A 7,978-nucleotide genomic window follows, 5' to 3' on the forward strand; every position below is an offset into this window, starting at 1 on the left:
ACCGAACGCCGCTGTACGCGACTTCGGCCATCTTCCTTGCCGTCACCCCGTCCTCCACCCGGGAAGGAAGATCCTCATGCCGTCCACGCCGACGCACTGGGCGCTGCTGCTCCTCGCGCTGACCGCCGCGGTCCTCGTCGCCCTCCTGGCCGCCGTCGCCACCGCCCTGCTCGCCCGCTGGGACGGCGCCTCCGTCCCGGCCGCCCTGCTGCGCGCCGGTGCCGCCTTCGGGGCCGCGCTCGCCCTGGGCGTCGCCCTGCTCGCCCTCGTCGCCGGTTGACAGCCGCAAACATGGGATGTTCCCATGTTTGCCGTTCCAGGGTCAGAATCCCGCGTCAGCACCCGTCCGGCAGAGAGGGCACCCGACCGATGCCGCTGCGCAGCACCGCACGTACGAATCTCGTCGACATGGTCATCGCCCAGATGGAGAGCCTGATCTCCGACGGCGAGTGGCGGGTCGGGGAGAAGATCCCGGCCGAACCGCTGCTCGTGGAGCAGCTGGCCGTGGGGCGGAACACCGTGCGGGAGGCGGTGCGGGCCCTGGTCCACACGGGAATGCTTGAGCCGCGTCAGGGCGACGGCACGTACGTGCGGGCCAGCAGTGACTTCGGGGCGGCCGTGCAGCGCCGGGTGCGCAGGGCGGGACTTCTCGAGGCGTACGAGGTGCGGGCCTCCCTGGAGCGCGACGCGGCCCGGTACGCGGCCGAGCGCCGCACCCCCGAGGACCTGGCCGCGCTGCGCGCCGCCCTCGCCGAGCGCGACCGGGCCTGGAACAGCGGGGACATCGACGCGTTCATCGACGCGGACATGGTCCTGCACCGCGCGGTCGCCGCGGCGGCCCACAACAGCGTCCTCGCCGATCTCTACGGACACCTCAGCGACGCGATGCGCTCCGCCGTGCGGTCCGTGACCTGCGCCCCCGTCCCCGAGGCCGTACGTCACCAGATCGACGCCCACCACGCCATCGTCGACGCCATCGAGGCGCAGGACCCCGAGGCCGCCGAGGCCGTGGTCCTCGCCCACCTCGACGAAGCCATGGCCGCGCTCCACGCGCAGCCGCTGGACGACGCGGACACCGCCGGGCGCACCCGCTGACGGCGCCTTCATCCCCCGAGAACCCCAGGAGTCACGTCATGCACAGGGAAGGGCCCGCCGCCACGGCCACCGCGGCGCGGGCGGACACCGCCACCCCGGCACCCGCCCCCGTCACGGACGGCCCGGCAGGGCAGAGCGGGCCGAGCGGGCGCCACGCCCTCTACCTGGGTCTCGGCGTCGTCCTGCTCGCCCTGAACCTGCGCCCGGCGCTGGTCGCCGTCTCGCCGCTCGCGGACACCATCCGCGACGACAGCGGCATGTCCGCGGCCGCCACCAGCCTCCTCACCGCGCTGCCGCTGCTCTGCTTCGGCCTGCTCGCCCCCGTCGCGCCGCGCCTCGGCCGCCGCTTCGGCATGGAGCGCGCACTGCTCGGCACCATGGCGCTGATCTGCGCGGGCACCGGGCTGCGGCTGCTCGACTCGGTCGTCGCGCTGTTCGGCGGGACGGTCGTCATCGGCGCGGGCATCGCCGTCGCCAACGTCCTGCTCCCGGGGCTCATCAAGCGGGACTTCCCCGCGAAGGCCGGGCTCATGACCGGGCTGTACTCGATGTCGCTGTTCGGCGGTGCCGCGCTAGCCGCCGGTGTCACGCTGCCGGTGCGGGAGGCGTCCGGCATGGACTGGCGGACGACGCTGGCCTGTTGGGGCGCCCTCGCGGTGGTGGCGCTCGTCGTGTGGCTGCCGCAGGTCCGCTCGCGCACACGGGTCGGCGCGGCGGCGGCCCGGCAGGCGGCGCATCCGGTGCGCGGCCTGTGGCGTTCGCCGCTCGCCTGGCAGGTCACCGGATACATGGGCCTGCAGTCGCTCAACTACTACGCCGCCGCTGCCTGGCTGCCGACGCTGCTCCAGGACTCCGGCATGAGCGCCGGCGACGCCGGGTGGATGCTGTCGTTCTCGTCGCTGCTCGGCATCGTGAGCTCGTTCCTGGCCCCGGTGATCGTCGGCAGGCGGCTGAGCTCCGCCACCCTCGCGGTCGTGGGCGCGGCGCTGTGCGCGGCCGGGTACGCCGGGGTGCTCACCGCCCCGGTCGGCGGCGCCTATCTGTGGATGAGCCTGCTCGGGCTCGGTCAGGGCGCGGCCATCAGTCTGGCGCTGCTCTTCATCGTGCAGCGGGCGCCGGACGCCCGGCACGTGGCGCAGCTGTCCAGCATGTCCCAGTGCTTCGGCTACATCCTCGCCGCGACGGGCCCGGCGATCCTGGGCGCCGTCCACGACGCCTCCCACAACTGGACCGTCCCGGTGGTCCTGCTCCTGGTGCTGCTTGTGCCGCAGGTCGCCGTGGGCCTCGGCGCGGCCCGCAACCGGCACGTGAGCGGCACCGCCTAGCGCGGGCCGACCACCCCTGTGGGGCGGGCCCGGACCGGCCCGCCCCACAGGGAACTGCACGTCACCGTCCTGAGGACGTCACGGAAGACGTCAGGGGATCTCCTTGGACACCTCCAGGTCGGCCGTGGGCTTCTCGACCTTGCCTCCGGGCGGGCCGGTGGTGCTGGAGTTGTTCTCGGTGACCGGGTCCTTGGTCGCCGACGACACCGTGCCCGTGTTGTCGAGGTCGCCGCCGTCACCGGTGTAGGTGGCGGCGAGCTTCACCTTGAACACCCAGCTGACCGAGGCGCCGGGCGCCAGGGTGGCCAGCGGTCCGCAGGTGACCGTGCGGCCCGCGGTGCACGGGTCGTCCGAGGAGACGAAGCTCAGCGCCGTGGGCAGGACGTCGGACACCTGGACCTGTTCGGCCTGCGAGGGGCCCTTGTTGGTGACCGTCACCATGTAGTCGAAGGTCTCGCCGGGCGCGACCGGCTTGTCCGTCGTCGGCTTCTTCTCGATCGCCAGGTCCGCGGAGGGTGCCGCGATCTCGCCGTCGGGCGGCCCGGCCGTGTCGGTGTCGTTGTCGCTGCTCGGGTCGATGTTGTCGGCGGTGACGTGGGCGGTGTTCTTGATGTCGCTGCCGTCGCCCTGGTAGGCGGGGTCCACCTTCACCGTCAGCGTGTACTCCACGGTCTCGCCGACCTTCAGCGGGGTCGCGCGGCGGCAGGACACCAGCTGTCCGGAGACCGTGCAGCCCTCCGGCGAGGAGGAGACGTACGACAGGCCCACGGGCAGGTCGTCGGTGAGCTTGACGTTGAACGCGTCCGCCGACGGGCCGTTGTTGGTGACGGTGATCCTGTAGTCGAAGGTCTCACCGGGGCGCGGCGCGGTGTCGCCGACGGCCGTCTTGGTCACGGCCAGGTCGGCCGTGGGCTTGTTGACCTTGCTGCCCGGCAGACCCGCCTCCGAGCTGGTGTTGTTGGGGAGGGCGGGGTCCTCGGTGTCGGAGGAGACGGTCGCGGTGTTGCGGATGTCGCTGCCGTCGCCGGTGTACTCGGAGTCGAGCCGGACGGTGAACTTCCAGGTCTTCGACGCGCCCGGCTCCAGGATGGCCTGCGGTCCGCAGGTGACGTCCTGGCCGGCGGCGGTGCAGCCGTCCGCCGAGCCCACGAAGGCGAGCTGCGTCGGCAGCCGGTCGACGGCCTTGGCGTTCAGGGCCCGCGACGGGCCGTCGTTGGTGGCGGTGACGGCGTACTCGAAGGTCTCGCCGGGGGCGATCGGCGTGCTGGTGACGGGCTCCTTGGCCGCCCACAGGTCGGCCTGGGGCTCGCTGACGCCGCCCGGCGGCAGGACGGGCCTGCTGGTGTTGTTGGACAGGTCCGGGTCCTTGGAGTCGGACGTGGACGTGGCCGTGTTGCGCAGGTCGGAGCCGTCGCCCCGGTAGGCGGCGCTCAGCTTCACCTTGAACGTCCACTTCACGGACGCGCCGGGCACCAGCTTCGCGTGCGGGCCGCAGGTCACCTGCTGGCCGGTGGCCGTGCAGGGGTCGGCGGACGACACGAACGTGATGCCCTCGGGCAGCGTGTCCGTGGCCTTCACGTTGCGGGCGTCGGACAGACCGGCGTTGTGGGCCTCGATCTCGTACTCGAACTCCTGGCCCGGGACGGTCGGCCCGACGCCGAGCGGTGTCTTCACGGTCGACACGTCGGACGTCGGCGTGAACGGCCCGGGTGGCGTGACCGGGTCGACCTTGTTGTTGTCCGGGTCGGGGTCGGTGGCGTCCGACGTGCCCGACGCGCTGTTGCCGAGGTCCGAGCCGTCGCCCTGGTAGGAGGGGCTCAACTGGGCGATGAACGTCCACTTCTTGGTCTGGCCCACGCCGAGCTGCGGCTCGGGGCCGCAGGTCACCGTGCGGCCGCTCGCGGTGCAGCCGTCGGCCGACGACACGAACGCCATGCCCTCGGGCAGCGTGTCCGACGCGGTCACGTTGCGGGCCACCGACGGCCCGTTGTTCTTCGCCGTCAGCGTGTACGTGACCAGTCCGCCGGGCGGGGTGTCCGCACGGGCCGCGGCGGGCAGGGCGCGGCTCAGCTGCGTGGTCACCCGTGGCACGGAGCCGGACGGCGCCGCCGCCTGGGCCTGCCCCGGCCACTGCGGCAGCGCGCAGACCAGCGCGGCGAGCGCCGCACCCGCCAGGCGGCGTCGGCGATGTCGTGTCGTACTCATCTCACATCGGTTCCGTTCGTGCTCCGGTCGCGTACACCGCTGTACGGACGTGCGAGGGGAGGGGTCCCGCCACTGCGGCGGGCCCGTCACGTGGGGGTGTTCTCGGCCTTCTTGTCGAATTCGAGGTCGGCGGTGGGCGGCTCGACCCGGCCGCCGGGCACGGTGGCGCTGCCGCTGTTGTTGCCGGTGTCGGGGTCGGCGGTGTCGGAGTCGGCCGTCGCGACGTTGAGGACGTCCGTGCCGTCGCCGCTGTAGTCCGCGTTGAGCCGCACCCGGAACGTCCACGACACGGAGGCCCCCGGCGCCAGGGTCGTGACCGGACCGCAGGCGACCGTGCGGCCCGTCAGCGTGCAGGCGTCGGCGGACGAGACGAACGTGAGCGAGGTCGGCAGGGGGTCCGCGATCCGGACGGCGCGCGCGACCGACGGGCCCTTGTTGGTGACCGTCACCGTGTACGCGTACTCCTCGCCGGGCGCCACCGTCGCGCTGGTCGTGGTCCGCTTGACGGTCGCGAGGTCGGCGGCGGGCGCGCGCACCCCGCCCGGGGGCAGGGCGGCGGTGCTGGTGTTGTTGGTGAGGTCGGGGTCGGTGACGCCGTGCGTGACCTTCGCGGTGTTGCCGAGATCGGACCCGTCGCCCTCGTACGCGGCGTCGAGCTTGACCCGGAACGTCCAGGACACCGAGGCGCCCGCGGCGAGCCTGCCCGCGGCGGGGCAGGTGACATCCTGCCCGGACGCCGTGCAGCCGCTGGTCGACGACACGAACGTCAGGCCGGCCGGCAGGGTGTCCGTGACCCGCACGTCGGAGGTGTCGGAAGGACCGTTGTCGCGGACCGTGATCCGGTACTCGAACTCCTCGCCCGGCCGCACGGGCCCCTGCCCGACGCCCGCCTTCGTCACGGCCGCGTCGGCCCGCGCGGTGATGGCCGTGGACGCGGTCGCCGTGTTGTCGGCGGGGTTGGTGTCGGTGCGGTTGCCGGGAGCGATGACGGTCGCCGTGTTGGTCAGGGTCGTCGGCTGCGCGGGGGCGGTGCCGGTGACGGTGTAGGTCACGGTGCCGCCGCGGTCCAGGTCGGCCGTGGTGTCGAGGGGGCCGGTGCCGGAGGGTGCGGCGCACGCGCTGCCGCTGCTCGCCGAGCACGTCCAGGTCACGTCGGTGAGCCCGGGGGCCGCGTCCTTCACGGCGGCCCCCGTCACGGCGTTGGCGTCGCTGTTGGTGACCGTCACCGTGTACGTGACCGGTCTGCTCCCGGCCGCCGCGGTGGCGGGCTTGCCGGACTTGGCGACGCTGAGGTCCGCCGGGACGTTGATCTTGAGGTCGCCGACCTCGTGGTTGTTCGTGGCGCCGCCGGTGCCCGCGGAGAAGCCGACGCGCAGGGTGGACGGCAGCGCGGGCTGGCCGCTCACGGTCGACACGTCGTAGTCGCTGATGAGCTTGGTGGACGTGGTGCCGGGTCCGGAGTCGGACCAGACCGACACGAGCAGCTTGCCGCCGCTGGGCTGCACGGTGACGCGCACGGTGCGGAAGCTGGCGCGGCTGCCCGTCTCGACGGTGCCGCCGGGGCCGCTCGCGGAGGTGCCGTAGCGGTAGCCGGAGGTGCCGTTGCCGCCGCCGCGCAGCACGATCTTGTTGGCCTGGGTGCCGGGCCCGCTCGCCCCGGTCATGGGCGACGAGAAGTTGCCGAACTCGTCGATGCCGATGCCGAGGAACGCGCCGGGCACGCCGTTGCTGGTGCAGCGCGACGCGGTGCCGGCGCAGGCGTAGCCGAGGGCGCCGCCGACCGCTCCGGTGCCGGTCGCGGCGGAGCCGTCGGCGAGGAAGAACGCAATGCCGTCGCCGCGCTTGCCGTCGAAGGTGGCGCCGCCGTACGTGGCGTAGGTGAACTCCGCGACGATGCCGAGGCTCGTGGAGAACGAGTCCTTCATCTGCCACGACCCGGCCCTGGACGTCTGGGCGGGCGTGAGCCGCAGCCAGCCGTCCTGGTAGGAGGCGCTGCCCGTGGCGGTGCCCAGGTCGTTGCCGTTGTCGAAGCTCTCGTGGACCGGGAAGGCCAGCTCCGCCCGCGCGAGCGAGACCGCCGCCGGGGCGAGCGCCCCGCCGACGAGGGCGCAGAGGGCGCCGAGCGCGACCAGCAGGGCGGCAAGGCCCCGCGCGCCCACCGGGTGTCGGGGGTTCGTCATGACCGCGAGCCTTCCTGCGTACGCGCCCCGCGGCGCCGGACCCCCGCCATCAGGAGGCCGCCGCAGGCCACCGCCGCGCCCGCGGCCCAGCCGAGCCAGGCGGGCACGTCCCCGCCGGTGTCGGGCAGTTCGCCGTCGGTCCTGACGTACACGGTGTGCGGCGGGTTCTGGTTGTCGCCCGGGTTCGGGTCCTTCGTCGTCGACGTCACCGTGGCGACGTTCTCGATCCTGCCGAGGTGGCGGGTCTGTGCCGTCGCCACGCGGACGGTGATCCCGTACGAGGCCGACGCGCCCGGCGCGAGCCGGTCGAGGGCGGGGCAGAGGATCCGTCGGCCGTCGCCGTCCGGGGCGCAGCCGTCCGGGGACCCGACGAAGTGCAGTCCGGCCGGGAGCGGGTCGCTCACCTGGACGCCGCGTGCCGTGCCGGGCCCCTTGTTGTGGACGGTGATCCGGTAGGTGAAGGTCTCGCCGGGCCGGACCCAGGACCGGCCGCCGGGCAGGACGGCCGTCTTGGCCAGGGAGAGGTCGGCGCGGCCCCAGTCCGGCGGCACGGGCAGACCGGTCACCGACGTCGTGTTGTTGTCCGGGGCGGGGTCGTGGGTGTTCGAGGAGACCGACGCCAGGTTCACGATGTCGCGGCCGTCGCCCTCGTAGTCGTCGGCGAGGCGGACGGTCACGATCCAGGTGTGGGACGCGCCGACGGCGAGCTCCGGCAGTGGCCCGCAGGTGATGGTCCGGCCGCTCGCCGTGCAGCCGTCGGGCGACGAGACGAACGTGAGGGACTCCGGCAGCTGGTCCTTGACGGTGACCCTGACGGCCTGTGAGGGGCCGTGGTTCGTGGCGGTGATGCGGTAGTCGTACACGCCGTCGGGCCGCGGCGCCGAGCCCGGGGAGCGGCGTGCCGGGCCCGTCCCGGTCCGTGTCAGGACTTCGAGGTCGGCCTTGCCGGACGCGGGGCGGCCCCGGTGCTCGCGGGCATCCGGCGACGACGGTGACGGTGACGGGGTGGAGGCCCGGGGTGTCGGTGGCGGCGGGGCCGGGGTGCGTGGCGTGGAGGGAGGCGAGGCCGGGGCGGTGGCCGGGGGCGTGACCGACGGCCGCGCCTGCGGGGGCGGAGCCGCCTGCGGGGGCGGAGCCGCCTGCGGGGGCGGAGCCGCCTGCGGGGGCGGAGCC

6 protein-coding genes are annotated in these 7,978 nt (G+C 73.9%); 3 read left to right on the forward strand and 3 right to left on the reverse strand.

The window, feature by feature from the left end:
- Positions 1 to 76: 76 nt before the first annotated feature.
- The 3 genes from ACFWZ5_RS06000 (at position 77) to ACFWZ5_RS06010 (ending at position 2,420) form a co-directional block, all read left to right on the forward strand.
- Entirely contained in the window at positions 77 to 280 is a 204-nt protein-coding gene (locus ACFWZ5_RS06000; RefSeq protein WP_384788817.1) for a hypothetical protein, read from the forward strand.
- An 89-nt stretch (positions 281 to 369) separates the two neighbouring features.
- Positions 370 to 1,095, forward strand: coding sequence for a FadR/GntR family transcriptional regulator (locus ACFWZ5_RS06005; protein ID WP_384788820.1), 726 nt, complete (start codon positions 370 to 372; stop codon positions 1,093 to 1,095).
- A gap of 38 nt (positions 1,096 to 1,133) precedes the next feature.
- Complete coding sequence (locus ACFWZ5_RS06010; protein WP_384788823.1) at positions 1,134 to 2,420, forward strand: CynX/NimT family MFS transporter; 1,287 nt, start codon at positions 1,134 to 1,136, stop codon at positions 2,418 to 2,420.
- A gap of 90 nt (positions 2,421 to 2,510) precedes the next feature.
- Here the strand turns inward: ACFWZ5_RS06010 and ACFWZ5_RS06015 are convergent, their stop codons facing one another.
- The 3 genes from ACFWZ5_RS06015 to ACFWZ5_RS06025 form a co-directional block, all read right to left on the reverse strand.
- Entirely contained in the window at positions 2,511 to 4,625 is a 2,115-nt protein-coding gene (locus tag ACFWZ5_RS06015) for a DUF11 domain-containing protein (protein WP_384788826.1), read from the reverse strand.
- An 86-nt stretch (positions 4,626 to 4,711) separates the two neighbouring features.
- A complete protein-coding gene (locus ACFWZ5_RS06020) occupies positions 4,712 to 6,805 on the reverse strand; it encodes a hypothetical protein (protein WP_384890471.1) in 2,094 nt (697 codons plus the stop codon).
- The coding region (locus ACFWZ5_RS06025; RefSeq protein ID WP_384890473.1) for a DUF11 domain-containing protein at positions 6,802 to 7,978 on the reverse strand (1,177 nt) is incomplete at its 5' end. The genes ACFWZ5_RS06020 and ACFWZ5_RS06025, both read right to left, overlap by 4 nt.

Origin of the sequence: Streptomyces sp. NPDC059003, assembly GCF_042740445.1 — a bacterium.
Lineage (GTDB): Bacteria > Actinomycetota > Actinomycetes > Streptomycetales > Streptomycetaceae > Streptomyces.